This window comes from Alteromonas sp. ABH4_457, assembly GCF_056160625.1.
In genome coordinates this window covers 1-18217 of sequence record NZ_JBSWXN010000010.1, presented here as the reverse complement: position 1 = coordinate 18217, position 18217 = coordinate 1, and the positions used below count along the sequence as shown (strand labels likewise).

The following is an 18217-nucleotide window of genomic DNA, read 5'->3' as shown; positions in this document are numbered from 1 at the left end:
GTCTAATCAGAATTAGAAAAGCACTTGTCGTTTTCACGACTATTGCTGTCGCATTGGCGCTTTGAAAAAGCATTAAGTACAAACTCTGTAAGAGTTTGTTAAAACACTTGAGCGAAGCTCAACAACTGCTGCGTAGTTGATTGCTTTGTGAAACACAGTAATCGACGAAGCCGGAGTCAGCATCGCAGATTTACCACGATTTTCGTTTGCCATAGCAAACTTGCTGAATTTTTTGCGGAGCAAGAATCAGCAACCTTCACAACTACGTTGTGAACACTGCGAGCGGGGTATCCCTGGCAACGCTTTCCCCGAGCAGAGGAAGGGGAAAATTGTGGTAAATCAGCGGTAGCTGACTCCGAGCAACTCTTCTGTCGCCGTCGCAAAGCGACAAGTGCCAGAGTAGCGACGAGTCGCGCCCACTCTGGCTTGCAGAAGTGTTGCTACAACGAAGTTGTTTGTATTTTTTGCCACAAAAAATATGGGCATTACGCAGTATGCCTAGCAGAGCGAAGCTCGGGCAGAATGCAGAGCATACTGCCCTGCCCCGCTGATTTCTCATTGTTGGTTTCTATGTACTGTTGTAACTAAATCAAGGAGAAAAAAATGAACTACATAGAAAGAGCGATCGAATCATCGATACGCCATATAAAAAGCACAGCAGCTTCTGATCCTGCGCCCCTGGGTATGCTGAGAGAGAATGCAGTGTTAGCAATACTGGGAACATTTCGGGTATCCAGCAAAAGCGTTATTCAACAACACCTAGGCTTACGCCGCGAGGCGGTAAACAAGCTCATCAATCGCATGAAAAAGAAGCAACTCATTGTAGTTCATCCTTCTTTTGCTAACACGGACAACAGCTATATTCTGCTGACGTCCCACGGCATCAGAGAAGCAGAATTATTGCTAAACCGTGAACTGCATATGCGCTCCGATGCGAGCAGAGTCAACGAACGGAACCTGATCCATGACCTTTCAGTACAATTGGTTGTTCTTAATCTGGCGAAGCATCAAAAAATCTCAGGATTTGCGTCAGAAGCAGACCTGGCAGTAATGTTAGAGCACAGAGCTAATGACCCACGACTAGTAGACGCTGTCGTCATTGACGCCGTCACAGGATGCAAAATTGCTATTGAAATGGAAACTTCTAACGCGAAGAATAAATCCAACGCTGACTTACGAAAGAGAATTCTACAGAAGTATTTGCAAGAGCTGGAAAGTAATGATGGGCTATATGAATTTGTCTTCATGTACAGTCATCGCCAACGATTTCTGACCCAAATTGAAAAAGCGCATTCCAGAATATTCGCCAGCAATCAATCATACTTCAGTGAAGCACAGCAAAGACTGCTGTCGACCAGCATAAAGTTCAAGGCTTCTGAGTGTGACCTCATCTATGAGTTAATGTTTAACAGCAAACGGCAACTCGGAGACGACAAGTCAGAAGTGATTCAAAAGGACGAATTCCTCAAGCAACTAGCAGAACTGGAAAAGCTTGCTAAAAACACTCAGGACAGGGTCGTTGAAATAAGGTTGGATGGATTTCGTGAAGCAGGAAAAGTATTGGGACTGTTAAATTAAAACGGAACAAGTGACCTCAGGGAGCCAACAGGCTCCCTTCTTGCTATGCCCACTTAACTTAGCTTCAAGATACATTGAATATCGTGTTGATAGACAAAGCATCTTTAACACATGTACCTCTACATGTGTCGAGTCAGGAAGGAAAGCACAGTCGAGGTTTACCGCACTTTCAATAGCGTGCCCGCCTAGTTTCATGAACCCCCAAGCAGAATGAGAAAAGGATTGGCTGACTCCACTACCACTACATAGTCACCGATGAAGGAAATTTTTTAGCCAAATTCAAGTTTAAGTGACTTTGGAAATTTTAGATGGAGTAAAATTTTTCGTGTTGAGAGTTCACGTGATCGCGACACATGAACAATCAGCACTTTTGACGGTACGCCTAGCTTCTTTTACGAACGGGAACAATGATATGACTTAGAAAAGATTAATTTGGGTGCTGGCCCTTTCCCAAGATTAGCGGGCTAGACTTCGCAGAGCGTCTGTAAACCTCGGCACACAGATGAAGTTTTAGCTTCATCCAACAAGGCGTACCGTCCTTTTTACTTAAAATTGCCAGCCTAATACTAATGAAAGTGCATCGACATCCGTCGAGGCACGCTTTCGCCTGCTCGTTTTTTAGAAAACCATCCAGATCGACATTTTTCTCTGACGTTAGACCTACTTACAGGCAGGACTAACAATGGGAGATAAATGTGAACATCAATTACGAAAGACTTTTCAACTTCTGCATCAAAATGAGCAACCGCTGGATTTCGATGAGTAATACAGTCGTAGCTGTAGCACTGCTTAATACGCTTTGGAATCTTGCATTTCTGTTCTCGGGTCATACAGATTTCATTAACGGGCATCAATGTTTCGATCGGCTCTAACTGGTGGCGTTTGGCATGATAGCGATAGCTTTAGTCTTCGCTATAACTTCATTTATTGCAGCAAGAAAATTGAGAAGTGAATGATATTAGCTCCCCGTGGGGAGCTATTTTTGTATCGTCACAATGGGGCAAGATCTACTTGCTACGCTTCCACCTCAGACAGCTTTAAGCGCACAGAAGTAGAACTGAACACTTCAGATTTTAATGTTGCTTCTCCTTATACATCTAACGACATGTTACCTCACCCTTACGGTAGACGCTGCCTGAAATAACGACTTCTCCTGGCAGTAACTACGGAAGCTTGATCTTGCTACATACTGTCCGAGCTTCAAGAATTTCCAAAAGCACCTAAATTTTCAGAATAAAAATTTTTTTTAGTAACCTGCTTCCAATTCGTAAAAAAATGAGGCAATAAATTTGAACGCACTACCTACCATCGATCTGCAAACACTAATGGAAGCTAACGAGAAAATTGAGTGGCTCTCTGAGAAGATCGCCCAGCTTGAAGATGAGATAAGGAAAGTAAAAAGTGGGAAATCTGGTTGGGTCACCCTTGATGAAGCCGCCGCTGAGTTAAAGAAGACTCCCAGCGCAGTAAGGCAACGTCTCCATCACAAAACGCGACCGATGCCAGAGGGCAAAGCCTGGCGACAAGCTGGAAAAGGTTGTGCTATATCGATTCACTTACCCACTTATAGAAAGCTGATGTAGCTTCAGATGTGATACTTAAGTGGATGAGTCCTAACTTAATTAGGTTAAAAAAGTAGGACTCTATCTGTACTAGCTCAGACCTGATCCGACAGTTACCTAGTTTTTCTGGTGCCAGCGTCAGATTAGATTTAAGCTAAATTCTTCTCAGCTGTGATCACCAAGCGATCTTGTCGTACTTTAATTACCACGCGATTCTGTCGTAGTCGTTAATTCCCAAGCTCAATTGACTGTTGATGTCTTCGCGAAAGTGGCTGAGCGTAAAATTACGATAGCCAATGCAACTAAGCTCCTCAATAAGTCCAAGCGTACTGTTGAACATTATTTACAGCATTACCGATGCCAAGGGTTTGTAAGCCTCTCGTTATTCAACTTATACCGTCAGTATCCCTTGGTAATCACACTTGTACAGCTTATAGTTTATTTAACCATGAACATATTTTAAGTGAAATTCTATGATTGTTAGTAATAAACGAATGGTTTAGGTTGTCATAGTCAACGTAATTGTTAAAGTGCTCTGCATCGCATGATGTGCCAGTCAAATTATTCGTGCAGTCGCTCGAATTCTCACACACAAGTCCATCATTTTTTGTGCCAGCAAAGATTTTCTGAATTTTATTATTTGCAATATATTCAAATACCTTACTTTTGAATTTTAAATTTGGCTTGCCTCCAGATATTGACAAAACCTTTATTCCTAGCAGTTTGGAAGTATCATTATTCATTGCATTAATGATGCTTAGTTGATCTTTTCCTGTTAATTCTTTTGCAGAGTCGCAGTCAGGAGTGAAGTGAGGCATAACAGTGGATACATATTCGCCCCAACGAATCAAAACATCAACGAGTTCAGAACTTTTTAGTGTACCGTCATGGGGACTACCAAGCGTCACCAAAGCGTTAACATACTTTTTGCCATTGCATAATTGTACAAGCGCTCTACCAACTAGTCCTCCCATACTATGGCAGATAAGAGATACCCTCATTTGTTGAATAGCACCTTTAGAAATATCGTCGAGTTCATCCAGTATTTCTAAGAGACTTGATGCGGCCTTCCCGATGCCCCTGTAAGAATTGTAATTAAATTGAAAAACGTTGTAGTTATTGTCTGATATGTCTGAAGATAACTGGGTCAAATACTCTGCCGATGAAGTAAACCCATGGATGATAATTACATTTCGTCCATGGTTGAAATCTTTAAAGGACGCGTTTTTTCCAGATTTGAAGTTTAACAGTTGATCTCCTTTCAACAGAGTGCTCGCCATACCGCTCCCTTTAAACTATTGCCGCAAAAATATAAAAATCGGATTCATATCTGTTTAAGGTCATGCTCACCTCATCAAGATCGTATTCCATGTTGTTTGAATCAAGATAATCAAGACTTTTTGGTAAAAACCTTATTCTTCCATCCTCTTTTTCAATATTTTTTCCAAACGTGTTTAGTGTTTTTGAATTTTTGAAAAATATAAAAACTCGGATATTTGAAATATCATTATTTGACGATTTGAAATCTAAATTTACAGACTTTGATTGCAAAGCTTCCATACACATTTCTAAGTTAGAAAGTGAGACGGCCTTATTTAACTTAATTTTTTTGTAAATAATATTTGATACAATTCTGGAAATATCCGAATTATCAGTAAGATATTTTGATAGTTCTGACAGCTCTTCGTGTCCAGCAGCTCTGTCTTCAATTGATATGGAGTCGTCAAAGTCTCCTACACCGCTCTTAGACTCTCCTTTTTTCCCAATTTTAATATGGGTATTAGAAGGATATTCTTGTTTCAAACTGAGTGAGATACGTTCTCTTTCAACGTCGACTTCAAGAACGGCAACAGAAATCTCGTCGCCTTTTTTGTAATCACGAACAGCACCTTCGCCAGTCTTGTTCCAAGAATTGTCAGACAGGTGAACCAGACCGTCAATGCCGCCATCCAGCTCGATGTAGATACCGAAGTCAGTGATTGACTTGATCTTACCAGATACTTTGTCACCTTTTTCGTGTGACTTAGCGAAGGTTTCCCAAGGATTATCGATGCATTGTTTAAGACCCAGAGAAATACGACGACGCTCTTCGTCGATTTCAAGAACCATAACTTCAACAGAATCGCCCAGGTTAACAACCTTTGACGGGTGGATATTCTTGTTTGTCCAATCCATTTCAGCAACGTGAACCAGACCTTCAACACCGTCTTCGATCTCTACGAAACAACCATAGTCAGTCAAATTAGTTACCTGGCCAGTGACCTTGGTGCCATCTGGGTAACGTTGAGCAATTTCTTGCCATGGATCGTTACCCATTTGCTTCATACCCAGAGATACACGTTGCTTGTCTTTGTCGAATTTAAGCACTATAGCGTTGATTTCGTCACCAACGTTCACGATTTCACTTGGGTGCTTAACGCGCTTCCAAGCCATATCAGTGATGTGCAGCAGGCCGTCTACACCACCCAGATCTACAAATGCACCGTAGTCAGTAAGGCTCTTAATAATACCTTTAACTTCGTGACCTTCTTCGAGGTTAACCAGCGGCGATTGACGCTTTGCACTGCTTTCTGCTTCGATAACAGCACGTCGAGAAACAACAACATTGTTACGCTTGGCGTCTAATTTGATTATTTTAAATTCAAGCTCTTTGCCTTCAAGGCACGATGTGTCTCTGACTGGAAGAACGTCAACCAATGAACTTGGCAGGAACGCGCGTACACTGTTAACTTCAACAGTGAAACCACCTTTAACTTTACCGTTGATAACGCCTTTGATAGTGGCTTTATCTTTGTAAGCTTTTTCCAGCTCAACCAACGCTTCATGGCGCTTAGCTTTCTCACGAGACAGGATAGTTTTACCGAAACCATCTTCAACAGCTTCTAACGCAACATCGACGGTATCACCAACGGAAACTTCTAGTTCACCGTCTGCGTTTCTAAATTGATCGGCAGGGATAGCTCTTCCCAACCTTGAACCAGCATCAACGAGAATAATCTCTTTATGAATATCAATAGATACAACCGTACCTTTGACAGTAGAGCCTGGTCGCGATTCTGATTCCTCTAGACTTTGTTCCGATAACTCTGCAAACTTTTCAAACATTGGCGGTTCTCGTTGGTTTAGAAACTAAACATAGCATAGAAGAGCTGAGCATTTCACCTTTTGACATAAGTTATTAGACATGTTATGGCGTAAAAAAATACAAACTAATGGCTAATATCCTTTGCTTGATTTTCCTCTATCACCTAAAACGCGAGTTATTTATAAGACCAGTATAGTAGAATCAATTGCGACAATGCTATAAAGATAAATTATCGCTCCTTGTCTTTAGCTGACGATTCTAAGTTGTCCTTCTGATGACCGCTTTTCGCTCTTTTCGGCCGTCAACCAGTTGCGGACAGTCAGGACGTATATGGGTCACTACAGCTTAAAAGCGATTATCGGCTAACTCGAAAAAAGGGCTGCAAAGCAGCCCTCAGAGTTGGTCGATCTGTTCAGTCCATTCATCAATCGCTTCTTCAGAAAAGTAACGTCGCTTACTCACTCCGAAAACTCGCTCAAACTCCAATTCATCAACTAAGTTTGAATTGATGAATTGGGTTATCTGAAATTCAAAAAGCAAGAACAGCAAACAGCGCTCAGACGCCAAGAAATACTTTTTCTTAAACTCACTGGGCAATTGTTCAACAAGTCGGTCTGACAATACAAAGCCATTAGTTCTAAACTTCTCATCTTTGTGCTCATAGATGTAATCAAGAGTGTCTGAATTGAAGTACCAGGCAATCCGAAATTTGTCATCCCAGTCTGTTCTTGTAGCTCGCTTAAATTGATGGATGAATGTGATTTGTAGATCGTGTTTATTTGTCTTTTTGCTCATGCTAAGTCCTGGTTAGTAAACCTCAGGATTAACTAAGCGCGGACACGGGGAAATCTATTTGCAAGAGTAAAGCAAAGTGCCAAAAAATACATAAGCTACTGATTTGTATGATTTTAATAATTTAAAAAATCAAAACAGAAAGAAGATTGGCAATTACATTGCTGCTGAGCTATCGCAGTCAATGTAATTGAAACTAGCAGTTTTTTCATTAAATTTCTAGTGTGAAAAGAGGATTTTTAAAGAGGAAAAACTATGAGCTTACTATCTAAAATTTTATTTGGTTTTTGCGATTCTGGTACGGATTACACGAATCGTGAAGAGGCATCTGAAACGCTTTCTATCAACCCTGTCACAGGACTACCGTTGCTCAAAAACTCAGGCATTGATGTTGCGGGAAACCCTATTGGAACTGATTTGTCTGAAACAGCGCATAGTGCGCAGTCGGGATTATATTCTGCGATTAACTCAGAAAACTGTTTGAGCGACTCAGGTAACATTATTACAGATGAACATCAATTCGACTCCGACTCCTTCGATGATTCGTTCTCAGATTCTTACAACAGTTTCGATTCTTTTAGCGACGACTTCGGCTAGGGTGAAAATCGCCACAAAGCGATAATGATTCTCAATCGCGATACACAAAAGCACCTAAACTCATTGAAAAAAAATTTTATTTAGTAACCTGTCTCCAGTTCTTTACCGATGAGGCAAAAAAATTGAACACAGCAGGAAACTTCGACTTAAACGCAATTATGCAAATACCTGAAAAAATCCAGTGGCTGACTGAGAAGCTCGCTCTACTCGAAGAGGAGCTTACAAAACAAACGAGTAAGAGGACGGGTTGGGTTACGCTTGGAGAAGCGGCGGACGAATTAGCAAAGACGCCTAGCGCTATCAGGCAGCGACTCCATCACAAAGAGAGACCGATGCCAGAGGGGAAAGCATGGAGACAAGCAGCAAAAGGCTGCGCAATCTCGATTCATATGCCCACTTTCAGGAAATTGATGTAATGAATAATACAGCTTCAACAACGGAAACACCTCTGCAGGATGACTTAGAGAAGGCCTTAAGTTCCGCTAAGGGGATTACCGAACACAATGGCTCCTTGCGGGTTCAGTTTAAAGTTCCAGGTAAGGCTCGCGCTATCCGAAAATCGCTGGGCTATGGACTTACTGAGAAAAATCTTATAAATGCCAAGCTGACGCTAGACAGCATCAAACGAGATATAGCGAACGGCCTCTTCGCATTTGATGAGGAACGCTTCTGGTCAACGCACTTCCCTACCAGTTCTTCAAATGGTGGTTCAACAGTTACTGTGGAACGCTGTTTCAATAACTATATAGATGAGCATAACTCAACACTCTCCGACTCTGTTCGAGACAAACTAAATACAGCGTTGAATTGGCTATCCCACCATAAACTTGCTAACAAACCTTTGCGGGAATTGACGAAAACTATCCTCAAAAATGTAAGAAAGAAAACTGTTGAAGGTAACAAGAGTCAGAAATTCGCTGGTTGTGCGGTTAGTACAGTCAATGAATATAGTCAGACAGTCAGCAAAGTTCTGAATTACGCTGTTGAAGAGGGGTATATCAAAACTAATCCGATGAAAGACGTTCCTAAACTAGTAAAGGACAACTTTAGCTTAGTCTATGAAGATCGATATTTACGACCTTTTACTCTTCAGGAATTACAATCTCTCTTGGACGTAATACATATCCATGAAACAAAGTTGATGGTTAAACTGCTAGCTTGGACTGGCATTCGACATGGTGAGTTAAAAGCTCTGGCTTGGGAAGACGTTGACTTTGAGAACAATAGGATATTTGTGAGATTCAACATTACACGAAAAGCAAATCTAAAGGGTACCAAAACCGACAATTATCGAGTTGTGGAATTGCTACCCGCTGCACGAGAAGTCCTTGAGGAGATGTTTGAAATAACAGCGTCTGTTCCTGCCAAAGATGAGAAGATTAACTACAAACACGGTAAGTATGAATTCGTAAGTAGAAGGAGAGTATTCTTGTCGAGAGGTAATCAACCCTACCGGAGACCAGAACTCACCACTTCTCCAAAACAGTGGGAAAAATGGTTGAGACAGGCAAAAGTACCTTACAGACAGCCTTACCAACTGAGACACACATACGCTAGTAGATTACTTACGGCGGGATGCGACAAAACATGGTTAGCTGGTCAAATGGGTCACAGAAACACAAATATGATAGGGAAAATTTATGGCAAATGGATACCCGAGGATAACCCTGATTACATCAACCAACTTGCTGCGAAGCTTGGACAAAGCTTCTAAAAAGAGAAAAAGCTCTAGTCAAAAACTAGAGCTTTTTTTTGCTATTCTCGTTGCCCCCAATTTGACCCCATCGACAAAACAGTAAATTTATCCTCTACAGGCCAGTAAATACGAGGGCATTAATTAAAACGGCATTTTGAAGCCGGGTGGTAATGGCATACCACCGGTTACGTCGCCCATTTTCTCTTTACTGGTTTCCTGTACACGACGCACAGCGTCGTTGCAGGCTGCAGCCACCAGATCTTCTATCATGTCTTTGTCGTCGTCCATCAGCGACTCATCAATGTCGACACGGCGCACATTGTGATTGCACGTCATGGTAACTTTCACCATGCCCGCTCCGGCTTCACCGGTCACTTCAATTTTCGCCAGGTCTTCCTGTGCTTTTTGCATGCGCTCCTGCATCTGTTGCGCCTGCTTCATGATATTTCCCATTCCACCTTTAAACATGGTCGACTCTCTCACTATTTATTGATTGTGTGTCATTACCGGGGCTGAACAGTATCTTCGAGCACTGTTGCAGCAAAAAGATCCCGTAATGTCGTAAATTTTTCATCGTTGCTTACCACCTGATGCGCATAAGCACGACGCATTTCATCGATACGTGCCTGTAACGTCAGTGGTGTTTGTGCTGGCTGTCCGTAAACAATGTTCACATTGACCGGATGCGCCAGCGCGTTAGATAACGCCTCATTCAGTTGTGCAACAGCATTGTCATTTATGAGATGGCTCTGACTCTCATCTAATTCAAGCGTCACGTCCTGATCTTTTATCGAAAAAGCAGCATTTAGTACGATTTGTTTGGTTAAACCGGCCAGTCCCAGTTCTGCAACCCGTTCGCTCCAGCTGTCTATCTGACGGCCGAGTAATAATTTTGAGCCATCAGGTAAATAAGCGGGTAAAGCATCGCTATCGACACGTTGAACACGGTTTGCGGGTGCAGTGGCAACGGCATTATCAGAAGGTATGTCAGCTTGTTGATAGCCTTGCGCCTGATTTTCATCCTTCTGCGGGGTAACATTGCCGGTATGATCATGTCCATCATCAACAAAAGCCATTCCGGCATCAGCCTGCACTTCAATTTCCTGAGCAAATGCCTCCTGCCCGGACGAGGGTTGTGAAGCAGGAGCATCATCAACTTCAGACTGACCATTATCAGCAAAGTCGTCAGTTTCAGGTGCAGTCGTTACTGAGTGGTTTTCCCAGGGCGGCGACGAGGCATCATCCTCTGACGGTGCAGATGCCGCCGTTTCAGCAGGTTCGTTATCTGCCGCCGGCGGGGCTGACGTTACACCCCGTTGACTCAGCTTGCGGACACGCTCACTGGTATCACTCTGGTTCTCAGACTTTTTTGCGGGTGCTTCTGCAGCCTCCTTACGTCCAGTTTTTAATTGCTGGCGCAGGGCTAACATTTCTTCGATAGACGTCAATGAATCAGTACTACCGGCCTGAGTCACATTATTTGACTGATGCCCGGGCGCGGCGTGTTCTGCCGGTACTTCATAATGCTCATCTTCGTAAGCCGGAGGCGGCATATCATCATAATCCGCAGGAGGAATATCATCCCACTGGGGCGGACCATTCTGTGCTGAAGGCTCAGCCTGTTGTCCGGACTCAAGCTGTTGCGAATGTTCCGGCTGTGCAGGTTCATCTCGTACAGACTCAGGCTCAGCAGAAGGCGGTTCAACGGGCGCACGCTCAGAAATAGCAGGCTGGCGATATTCCGCCGCTGCTTTTTCAATTTCAGCCTGTTCAGCATTCAGCGCATGTACATCTTCTGAAGTATCTGTATCTGCCGGCCCGGAAGTTGTTCCGGTAACAATTCCTTCAGTAACAATTCCGTGCTCAGCCGGTTGAGGGGCATGAGCAGCTTCGGGTTCCGGCGTTTCTTTTTCTTGCGCCGGCTGATGAACCGGTGCAGCTTGTGTTTCCGGCGCTGAGGCTACAGAAGGGACAGGTTGTGCAGACGCTTGTGACACCGGCGTTTCTGTACTGCCCTGCGCATCCACGATCAGCTCAAGGTTGTCGTCACCGGACGGAACCGGTGCAAAAGACATCATTCGTAACAGTGTCATTTCCAGCGCTGAGCGACCATCTGCAGCATGGGGCAAATCTTTTCTGCCCTGCAAGGCAATCTGATAAAACAGCTGCACCTGCTCTGCCGGTAACGCTTTTGCCAATTGATATATGGCTTTGGCAGAGGTCGTTTCCAGTTTACAGGTTTCAGGCACCCACTGGGTTAAAGCTATCTGGTGTAACAAACTGGACAGTTCAGCCAGTACCTGACCGAAATCCGGCGCTTGCTCAGCCATTGATGCCACAATATCAAGCAGACCCGGGGCATCCTTTTTCACCAGTGCGAAAAGCAGCTTCAGAATTTGATGTCTGTCCATCAAACCGAGCATGTCGGTGACGATGGCAGCCGCTACCTGATTGTCGCCCTGTGCAATAGCCTGATCAGTGAGACTGAGCGCATCCCGCATACTGCCCTGGGCTGCACGGGCCAGTAAAGCCAGTGCCGGTGCCTCAAAAGGAATGGATTCCTGTTGCAATATGTGGGTCAGTTGCCCTGAAATTTGCTCACGGGACAGCGCTTTTAAATTAAATTGCAGGCAGCGTGACAGAATTGTAATGGGCAGCTTTTGCGGATCAGTGGTTGCCAGCAGAAACTTCACATGAGGTGGCGGCTCTTCAAGGGTTTTTAACAGCGCATTAAAACTGTGCTTAGACAGCATGTGCACTTCATCGATGAGGTACACTTTGTAGCGGCCTCGGGTGGGCTTGTACTGTACGTTATCCAGCAGTTCGCGGGTATCTTCCACTTTTGTACGTGACGCCGCATCGATTTCGAGCAGATCAACGTAATTACCCTGCTCGATTTCACGACAGGTATCACAAACACCACAAGGGTTAGCGCCCTGACCTTCTTCACAGTTCAAACTCTTTGAAAAGATACGTGCGATTGTGGTTTTACCGACCCCGCGGGTACCTGTAAATAAATAAGCGTGATGTAAGCGGTCGTTATCTAATGCATTGGCGATGGCGGTAACAACATGTTCCTGACCAACGAGTTCACTAAACTTTCGTGGTCGCCACTTCCTTGCCAGAACCTGATAACTCATAAAACCGCTTGTTCCTTATTCACCATCAAAATCACAAATTGAATAGCATTCAATGTTAAGCGCCGCTAATTTCTCATAGCCACCAAGGTCCGGCAGGCCGATAACAAAACCGGCATGTTCAACAATACCACCTAATGAACGGATCAATTTTGCTGATGCGCCGATGGTACCGCCGGTAGCCAGCAGATCGTCAATTAACAGCACCCGCTCACCTTCTTTGATGGCATCTTTGTGGATCTCAAGTGTATCCATACCATACTCAAGTTCGTAGGATTCACTTACCACTTCTCTGGGTAATTTATTGGGTTTTCTCACCGGTACGAAACCCACGCCCATTTCAAGGGCCAGCGGTGCACCAAACAAGAAACCACGGGCTTCAGTGCCGGCTACTTTATCAAACTGCATGCCCTGAAATTTCTCAAGCAACAACGTGATACACGCAGTAAATGCCTTATGATCTTCCAGCACGCTGGTGACATCACGGAACATGATGCCGGGTTTAGGGTAGTCGGGTACGGTTTTTATTACGGATTTTATATATTCAGCAGTCACTTCTTTGCCTTTTGATTACAGCCAGAAAGTGAACCAGCCAGCTATGATATGCAACAGAGGAAAAGCTACTAACGTGGCAACGATTGCCAGAAAGTACCACCAGTTAAACACTTCTTTAAACTCGCCGTTATCAGCCATAATCAATACCTGAAAGTTCTAAGTCAAAATGGTCGTAAATGTTAATCGAAACACAGTCTGAATGACAGTGCTATTCTCCATTATAGCGAATATTGTTAATAAGGTGAGGCAAGCGGTCAGGCTTTAACCACAATCCCCATTTCTGTAAGTGCGGAGAGTGTTTGCGGCAAATAATGTTCAACCGCTTCAACCTGAGTGGGGGGAATGACAGCTTTAAGCTGACTGACGATACCGGGAACGGGCAAAGCCTCTTCGCTGATAATCGTCAGCAATAAAGCGGTCAGAGGCTCGGTAACCATGAACTGAACGTCATCACTTTTGTCACGATACACCACGTAGTTATGTCGTTGCTCTGATACTTTTTCTGGCTGAAATTCACTGCTGATTTGATGTACCGGATAAGGGTAACTGGCAAGTGTTGCCAGGCCGGACAATGTATAACGCTCTGGTAAATCGCCTGAGCGGGATTTATGAGGCAGGTCTTCGTCGCGTACGCTGACATCAATCTCCAGCCATTCATAATGCGCGAGCTCGTATAAAAAAGCCGGATAACCACGGGCTGTACAATCTAAGTGACTCAGAAAACGGACAAACTCGCGGCTGATTTCAACAAAGTAAGGGGTCTCACAAACATGCTCAAGCATGAATTCCCGCACGAGAGTAAGCCACTGCTCTTCGCCCAAGACTTCTTTGACCACAGGAAACCCGCCGGCGATAAAATTCTTTATATTATTAAAAAATAGTGAGCGATAGACAGACAGCCTTTCTTCGCCGTCCTCTTCAAGGGTAGCAAAGCCGGATTGAGGATCCCGCATGGCTTGTGCAAGTTCAGCCTGCCTTGCGCGGAAACCTGTCATCCCGCACATCCGGCTAGCTGGTTATCCTTAATTTCCTGCTCATTGCATACCCGTTGCTGAATAGATTTAATCCGGCCAACCTCTTCAAGTAATTCACCTAACGGAGGGATATTGAAATCCCGTTCAAGCAAGGTAGGGAACACACCGTGCTTGCGGTAGGCTTTTTCCAGCAATGCCCACACAGGTTCAATGACGCTACTGCCATGGGTATCGACTTTAAGGTTGTCACTCTCGTCATAATGACCGGCGATATGACCATAAACAATGCGCTTTGATGGCAGTGCATTGAGGAAATCAACGGCATCATACTGATGATTGATACTGTTTACGTAGAGGTTGTTTACATCAAGCAGCATCTGACAGTCAGACTCTTCCAGTGTATAAAGCAGGAATTCCAGCTCAGTCATGTCCTGCTCTGGTGCGAGGTAATAAGAGACATTTTCCAGCACCAGCGGACGCTCTAAAATGTCCTGTACAATTTTGATTCTTTCCACAACATGTTTTGCAGCCTGCTCACAAAAAGGTATTGGCAGCAAATCATAAAGGTGTCCGTTACCGGAACAAAAACTCAGATGTTCGCTGTACAAGCTGATGCTATGTTCCTGCAGGAACGATTTGATTTGTTTAATAAACGGGATATCAAGAGGATCCGTACTGCCTACAGACAATGACAGTCCGTGAGTCGAAAAGGCGGCCTGCGATGTACAGGCCTGCAATTGCTTTTTGAACTTTCCGCCCATTGGGATCCAGTTCTCCGGCGCAACTTCCCAGAAATCGACACTGTCAGGAAGCTGTGGCAGTAAGTCAGGCAACATTTCACGCCGCAGACCCAACCCGGCACCGGATACAGACATCAGAACTCCAAATTACTAGTGACTTAGAACAAAGGTATTACTTCAAAAACGAGTTAAGCACATGCCGGTTTACATACTCCCGCATTTGCCCTCACCACATTTACCTTCTTCAGCCGCTTTCTCTTTAACCTTGTCCTTCATTTTGTCAGCGCCGCACTTTCCTTCACCACACTTACCTTCAGTCGCAGCTTTAGCTTTGTCCTTCATTTTATCGGCACCACATTTACCTTCACCGCATTTGCCCTCTGCTGCTTTCGCCTTGTCTTTCATCTTGTCGGCGCCACACTTGCCCTCACCGCATTTACCTTCTGCTGCCGCTTTGGCTTTATCTTTCATTTTATCGGCACCACATTTACCTTCACCGCATTTTCCTTCTGCCGCGATTTGCTTATATCCGGATTCCAGTGCATCCATACCGAACGGATTTGCCATTGCAGACGATGTAAATGCGCCGGCACTTAACACTGCAGCACCGATAGTACCTGCAACCAGATTACGTTTAGCTTCTTTCATAAATTCACTCCAGCACGATAATTTTTTAATTTACGTTCAAACGACCTCAGTGCATAAAGACCTGACGATGAGATGAAAAATTTCTTTTTAATGCATTTTTTCATTATGCTTCATACATCTTCTGCTTTATAGCCTATCCGAAAACCGCCCCAGTGTTTGCCGTTAACGTAAATCGGTGCAGACAAATCGTGCATCACTTCTCCGGTATCACGCTTGTAGGTTTGCAGCAGAAAACTCTCTGTATTCTTTCCGCAACGTGAACCGGTAGGATCATCGAAAATGCGTTTCGTCCGGCTGTTCGCCAGGTCAGTGTCGTAATCTCCGGTCATAGGTTTGCTGAATTTTTTATTGTGGGTCGGGAAGTATCCGTTAATGTCCACCGCCCCGGCATAAATAATAAAGTTATTTTCCTCAAGGACAGGTTCCTGTACCGGAGGAAGCAAAACATCAGTAAATGAATCAAACCGTGTGGTGAATTTTTGCGGATTGGTCCCCTTCACCGGTTCATAGTGAAAGTTGAACAAATCTGATTCAGAGATTTTTCCACTGGTAATAGCCTCTTCGAACATTTGACCAATCTTTTGGCCGGTCCTGGTGGCGATCCGTTGGACTTTTCCGTTACGGTCATTCACCCGCAATGCCTGTAATTGCCGGAAAATACCCTCGGTGTGGTAACTAAGTGCCAGTACTTTCTCTGAAACATCCGTCAGATCGCCTTCAAGATGCTTCGTATTCTGATGTAACCTTTCAGCATTTACACTTATTCCTCTGTTGGTATTGCCGTGCACTTCTACTGTACTGGCGACCTGGCCCATTGAGTTTGCCGCTTCTGTAGAAATAATGCTGGTTTCTTCAATCAGGGACGACATACGGTTCACAACGTCAGACATGGCTCCGTTGGCTGCTGAAACTTTTTCAATGGCATCTACAGAAGTTTGACTGTAGCGATTGATTTCATTAAGCACATCGTCAATGCCCTGGGTAGCATTTGTTGTCTTTTGAGCGAGATCTCGCACTTCATCGGCAACAACGGCAAATCCCCGCCCCTGCTCTCCGGCCCTTGCAGCTTCAATAGCAGCATTTAAAGCGAGCATATTAGTCTGGTCAGCCAGTTGATTAATGGTAGTGGTGATGCCGCTGATGGAATCGGCCTTACTCTTTAAAGTGGCGAGCATATCCGCTGAGGCTTCAATTTCACTACGAAGCTGACTTTGTTGTTCAACCAACTGACTGAGAGCTTGCTTACAATCCTTTGATTTATCATCTGCTGCCTGAATTTTTTGTTGAGCATCTGTGGAGAATCCCACAAGTTGAAGATTACCTTCTTCAAGGTGCTTAATACTGCCGGCGATTTCCTGAACACTATCGGCTTGCTCTTTAAATACTTCCGCAAGCTTATCCAGAAAGTGGGAAACCGTTGCTCCACCTATAGCAATCCGGCTGGCAGACTGGCTGATTGACTCACCTAATTTCGAGTCAACATCATCTTGCCCGTCAGTGCCGGCAACAACGTTGTTCTGCTGAGGAAATAACAGAGCAGGTATAAGTGCTACAAAGAACACGGCAACAGCGACCCACCAGAAGGCTATATCAAATAGACCACACACCGAAACGGTTACCAGTGCCAGTAACCCGGAGATAATTGAATTTTTCACGCCTGCTTACGTCCTCATTGTTGTTATGGTTAAACTATAGCCCATTAAAACAATTTATTAACATCAAAATAGATAAGACAACAGTCGATTAGAATTCAAGAAATGGGACTAATCAGAGATCTGTATTCCGCCAGCGGGATTTAATTACATTAGCTGAATATAAGAGATTTAAATGAAAACTATACTGGTGTATAAAAATTTATGCTGAACCGGGCCGACCCGATTAGATAGTGTTTACTTAGTCACACCTGAAGGTCATTTACCTCTTATCTCCGGCGCAAATAGACGCCACAACTATGGAATACTGATAAGGAAATTTATGAAAATGAAATCTCTTGTTGCTGCTTCTGTGTTTTCTGCCTTATGCCTTTCGACACCTGTACTGGCTAAACATGATAAAGACAGCTCTGACAGCCGTGTAGTAAAAGGAACTTACACAATTACCAAAGGTATTGTTGAGACTTTTGATGTTTCTACAGACCTGGTAAAACTTGAACAACTTGGACAATTTGAGATAGTTCTGAAAAGCACTGACTGGAAATCCTTTTCAAAAGAAGAACGCAAGTCCATTAAGAAACGGGAAAAAGTTAAAGGTGTACTGAAAGGCACTATCGATCTGACAAACTTCTTTACTGCCGGACCTGTAATTTCTCATGTCATGATTGACGATGACAGAACATTCTCACTTCATTCTGCATACGATGTGTTTATCCCGCTTCAGGGGGATTTATTCTGCTCAGGTGGTGAGCCGATGATCATTAAAGAATACGTGAACCTGGTGGGAGCAACCGGTGTATATGAGAACCTGCAATCAGGTACGATTGTACTTGAGGGTACTGTAAATAATTGTCCGGGTTTTGCTGATTACGGAAAATATGATTTCGATATCGTACCGGATGAAAGTGTACTCATCTTTCAATAATCTTACATTCAATGATACAAGCCCGCATCTGCGGGCTTTTTACTGCCCGCTTTACAGTGAATGAAGGCAACTATGAGAGCATATTCTATGTTTGAATCGAGCACTATAATGAATAGAGGCACAGGAAGATTTTGAACAGAGAACAGAAACGAAAAAAGCCCGCTCAGATGAGCGGGCTTCTTCGTAATTGGGAGCCTGACGGTGTGCTACTCTCACATGGGGAGACCCCACACTACCATCGCCGCTAACGCGTTTCACTTCTGAGTTCGGAATGGA

The 18217-nt window shown here is 44.0% G+C and carries 16 protein-coding genes, 1 rRNA gene and 1 pseudogene; 5 read left to right on the top strand and 13 right to left on the bottom strand.

Annotated features, from left to right (window positions below; genetic code table 11):
* Positions 1-339: 339 nt before the first annotated feature.
* Entirely contained in the window at positions 340-486 is a 147-nt protein-coding gene (locus ACXAGR_RS22745; protein ID WP_474852695.1) for a hypothetical protein, read from the bottom strand.
* A 117-nt stretch (positions 487-603) separates the two neighbouring features.
* Between ACXAGR_RS22745 and ACXAGR_RS22740 the strand changes: the two genes are divergently transcribed.
* Positions 604-1578: a hypothetical protein gene (locus ACXAGR_RS22740; protein ID WP_474852693.1), complete on the top strand. Its 975-nt coding sequence runs from the start codon at positions 604-606 to the stop codon at positions 1576-1578.
* A gap of 1289 nt (positions 1579-2867) precedes the next feature.
* Positions 2868-3161, top strand: a complete 294-nt coding sequence (locus tag ACXAGR_RS22735; RefSeq protein WP_474852691.1) for a hypothetical protein — start codon at positions 2868-2870, stop codon at positions 3159-3161.
* A gap of 410 nt (positions 3162-3571) precedes the next feature.
* Here ACXAGR_RS22735 and ACXAGR_RS22730 read toward each other — a convergent pair whose 3' ends face one another.
* From ACXAGR_RS22730 to ACXAGR_RS22720, 3 genes and pseudogenes are all read right to left on the bottom strand, one after another.
* Positions 3572-4420 (bottom strand): esterase/lipase family protein, encoded by an 849-nt coding sequence (locus tag ACXAGR_RS22730; RefSeq protein ID WP_474852689.1) that lies wholly within the window; start codon positions 4418-4420, stop codon positions 3572-3574.
* 238 nt (positions 4421-4658) lie between these two features.
* Positions 4659-6245 (bottom strand): annotated as a pseudogene (rpsA, locus tag ACXAGR_RS22725) (30S ribosomal protein S1); the annotation flags it as partial.
* 373 nt (positions 6246-6618) lie between these two features.
* Complete coding sequence (locus ACXAGR_RS22720) at positions 6619-7020, bottom strand: hypothetical protein (protein WP_474852687.1); 402 nt, start codon at positions 7018-7020, stop codon at positions 6619-6621.
* A gap of 252 nt (positions 7021-7272) precedes the next feature.
* Between ACXAGR_RS22720 and ACXAGR_RS22715 the strand changes: the two genes are divergently transcribed.
* Positions 7273-7614, top strand: coding sequence for a hypothetical protein (locus ACXAGR_RS22715; RefSeq protein ID WP_474852685.1), 342 nt, complete (start codon positions 7273-7275; stop codon positions 7612-7614).
* 349 nt (positions 7615-7963) lie between these two features.
* A complete protein-coding gene (locus ACXAGR_RS22710; protein ID WP_474852683.1) occupies positions 7964-9328 on the top strand; it encodes a tyrosine-type recombinase/integrase in 1365 nt (454 codons plus the stop codon).
* Positions 9329-9451: 123 nt separating this feature from the next.
* On the opposite strand, the gene ACXAGR_RS22705 is transcribed toward ACXAGR_RS22710, so the two are convergent.
* The 8 genes from ACXAGR_RS22705 to ACXAGR_RS22670 all read right to left on the bottom strand — a co-directional run bounded on the left by ACXAGR_RS22705 (position 9452) and on the right by ACXAGR_RS22670 (position 17019).
* Complete coding sequence (locus ACXAGR_RS22705; protein WP_119501895.1) at positions 9452-9778, bottom strand: YbaB/EbfC family nucleoid-associated protein; 327 nt, start codon at positions 9776-9778, stop codon at positions 9452-9454.
* 35 nt (positions 9779-9813) lie between these two features.
* The gene (gene dnaX / locus ACXAGR_RS22700) at positions 9814-12450 is read right to left on the bottom strand and encodes a DNA polymerase III subunit gamma/tau (RefSeq protein WP_474852681.1); all 2637 of its coding nucleotides are present in this window, start codon (positions 12448-12450) and stop codon (positions 9814-9816) included.
* Between the two features lie 15 nt (positions 12451-12465).
* A complete protein-coding gene (apt, locus tag ACXAGR_RS22695) occupies positions 12466-13002 on the bottom strand; it encodes an adenine phosphoribosyltransferase (RefSeq protein ID WP_119501897.1) in 537 nt (178 codons plus the stop codon).
* A 15-nt stretch (positions 13003-13017) separates the two neighbouring features.
* The gene (locus tag ACXAGR_RS22690) at positions 13018-13140 is read right to left on the bottom strand and encodes a hypothetical protein (RefSeq protein WP_269748644.1); all 123 of its coding nucleotides are present in this window, start codon (positions 13138-13140) and stop codon (positions 13018-13020) included.
* 116 nt (positions 13141-13256) lie between these two features.
* A complete protein-coding gene (locus ACXAGR_RS22685; RefSeq protein WP_474852679.1) occupies positions 13257-13997 on the bottom strand; it encodes an HvfC family RiPP maturation protein in 741 nt (246 codons plus the stop codon).
* Positions 13994-14851, bottom strand: a complete 858-nt coding sequence (locus ACXAGR_RS22680) for an HvfB family MNIO-type RiPP peptide maturase (RefSeq protein ID WP_474852677.1) — start codon at positions 14849-14851, stop codon at positions 13994-13996. Before ACXAGR_RS22680 ends, ACXAGR_RS22685 begins: the two co-directional genes overlap by 4 nt.
* A gap of 69 nt (positions 14852-14920) precedes the next feature.
* The gene (locus ACXAGR_RS22675) at positions 14921-15364 is read right to left on the bottom strand and encodes an HvfA family oxazolone/thioamide-modified RiPP metallophore (protein WP_474852675.1); all 444 of its coding nucleotides are present in this window, start codon (positions 15362-15364) and stop codon (positions 14921-14923) included.
* Positions 15365-15474: 110 nt separating this feature from the next.
* Entirely contained in the window at positions 15475-17019 is a 1545-nt protein-coding gene (locus ACXAGR_RS22670) for a methyl-accepting chemotaxis protein (protein WP_474852673.1), read from the bottom strand.
* 319 nt (positions 17020-17338) lie between these two features.
* On the opposite strand from ACXAGR_RS22670, the gene ACXAGR_RS22665 reads away from it, so the two are divergent.
* The gene (locus ACXAGR_RS22665) at positions 17339-17941 is read left to right on the top strand and encodes a hypothetical protein (protein WP_474852672.1); all 603 of its coding nucleotides are present in this window, start codon (positions 17339-17341) and stop codon (positions 17939-17941) included.
* A 193-nt stretch (positions 17942-18134) separates the two neighbouring features.
* Here the strand turns inward: ACXAGR_RS22665 and rrf are convergent.
* Positions 18135-18217: ribosomal RNA gene (gene rrf / locus ACXAGR_RS22660) — 5S ribosomal RNA — on the bottom strand; the annotation flags it as partial.

Excerpts from the sequence above, each read along its gene's own strand:
- ACXAGR_RS22745 (WP_474852695.1), bottom strand. The coding sequence starts at position 486 with ATGCCCATATTTTTTGTGGCAAAAAATACAAACAACTTCGTTGTAGCA.
- ACXAGR_RS22740 (WP_474852693.1), top strand. The coding sequence starts at position 604 with ATGAACTACATAGAAAGAGCGATCGAATCATCGATACGCCATATAAAA.
- ACXAGR_RS22730 (WP_474852689.1), bottom strand. The coding sequence starts at position 4,420 with ATGGCGAGCACTCTGTTGAAAGGAGATCAACTGTTAAACTTCAAATCT.
- ACXAGR_RS22720 (WP_474852687.1), bottom strand. The coding sequence starts at position 7,020 with ATGAGCAAAAAGACAAATAAACACGATCTACAAATCACATTCATCCAT.
- ACXAGR_RS22715 (WP_474852685.1), top strand. The coding sequence starts at position 7,273 with ATGAGCTTACTATCTAAAATTTTATTTGGTTTTTGCGATTCTGGTACG.
- ACXAGR_RS22710 (WP_474852683.1), top strand. The coding sequence starts at position 7,964 with ATGGAGACAAGCAGCAAAAGGCTGCGCAATCTCGATTCATATGCCCAC.
- ACXAGR_RS22705 (WP_119501895.1), bottom strand. The coding sequence starts at position 9,778 with ATGTTTAAAGGTGGAATGGGAAATATCATGAAGCAGGCGCAACAGATG.
- dnaX (WP_474852681.1), bottom strand. The coding sequence starts at position 12,450 with ATGAGTTATCAGGTTCTGGCAAGGAAGTGGCGACCACGAAAGTTTAGT.
- ACXAGR_RS22690 (WP_269748644.1), bottom strand. The coding sequence starts at position 13,140 with ATGGCTGATAACGGCGAGTTTAAAGAAGTGTTTAACTGGTGGTACTTT.
- ACXAGR_RS22685 (WP_474852679.1), bottom strand. The coding sequence starts at position 13,997 with ATGACAGGTTTCCGCGCAAGGCAGGCTGAACTTGCACAAGCCATGCGG.
- ACXAGR_RS22680 (WP_474852677.1), bottom strand. The coding sequence starts at position 14,851 with ATGTCTGTATCCGGTGCCGGGTTGGGTCTGCGGCGTGAAATGTTGCCT.
- ACXAGR_RS22675 (WP_474852675.1), bottom strand. The coding sequence starts at position 15,364 with ATGAAAGAAGCTAAACGTAATCTGGTTGCAGGTACTATCGGTGCTGCA.
- ACXAGR_RS22665 (WP_474852672.1), top strand. The coding sequence starts at position 17,339 with ATGAAAATGAAATCTCTTGTTGCTGCTTCTGTGTTTTCTGCCTTATGC.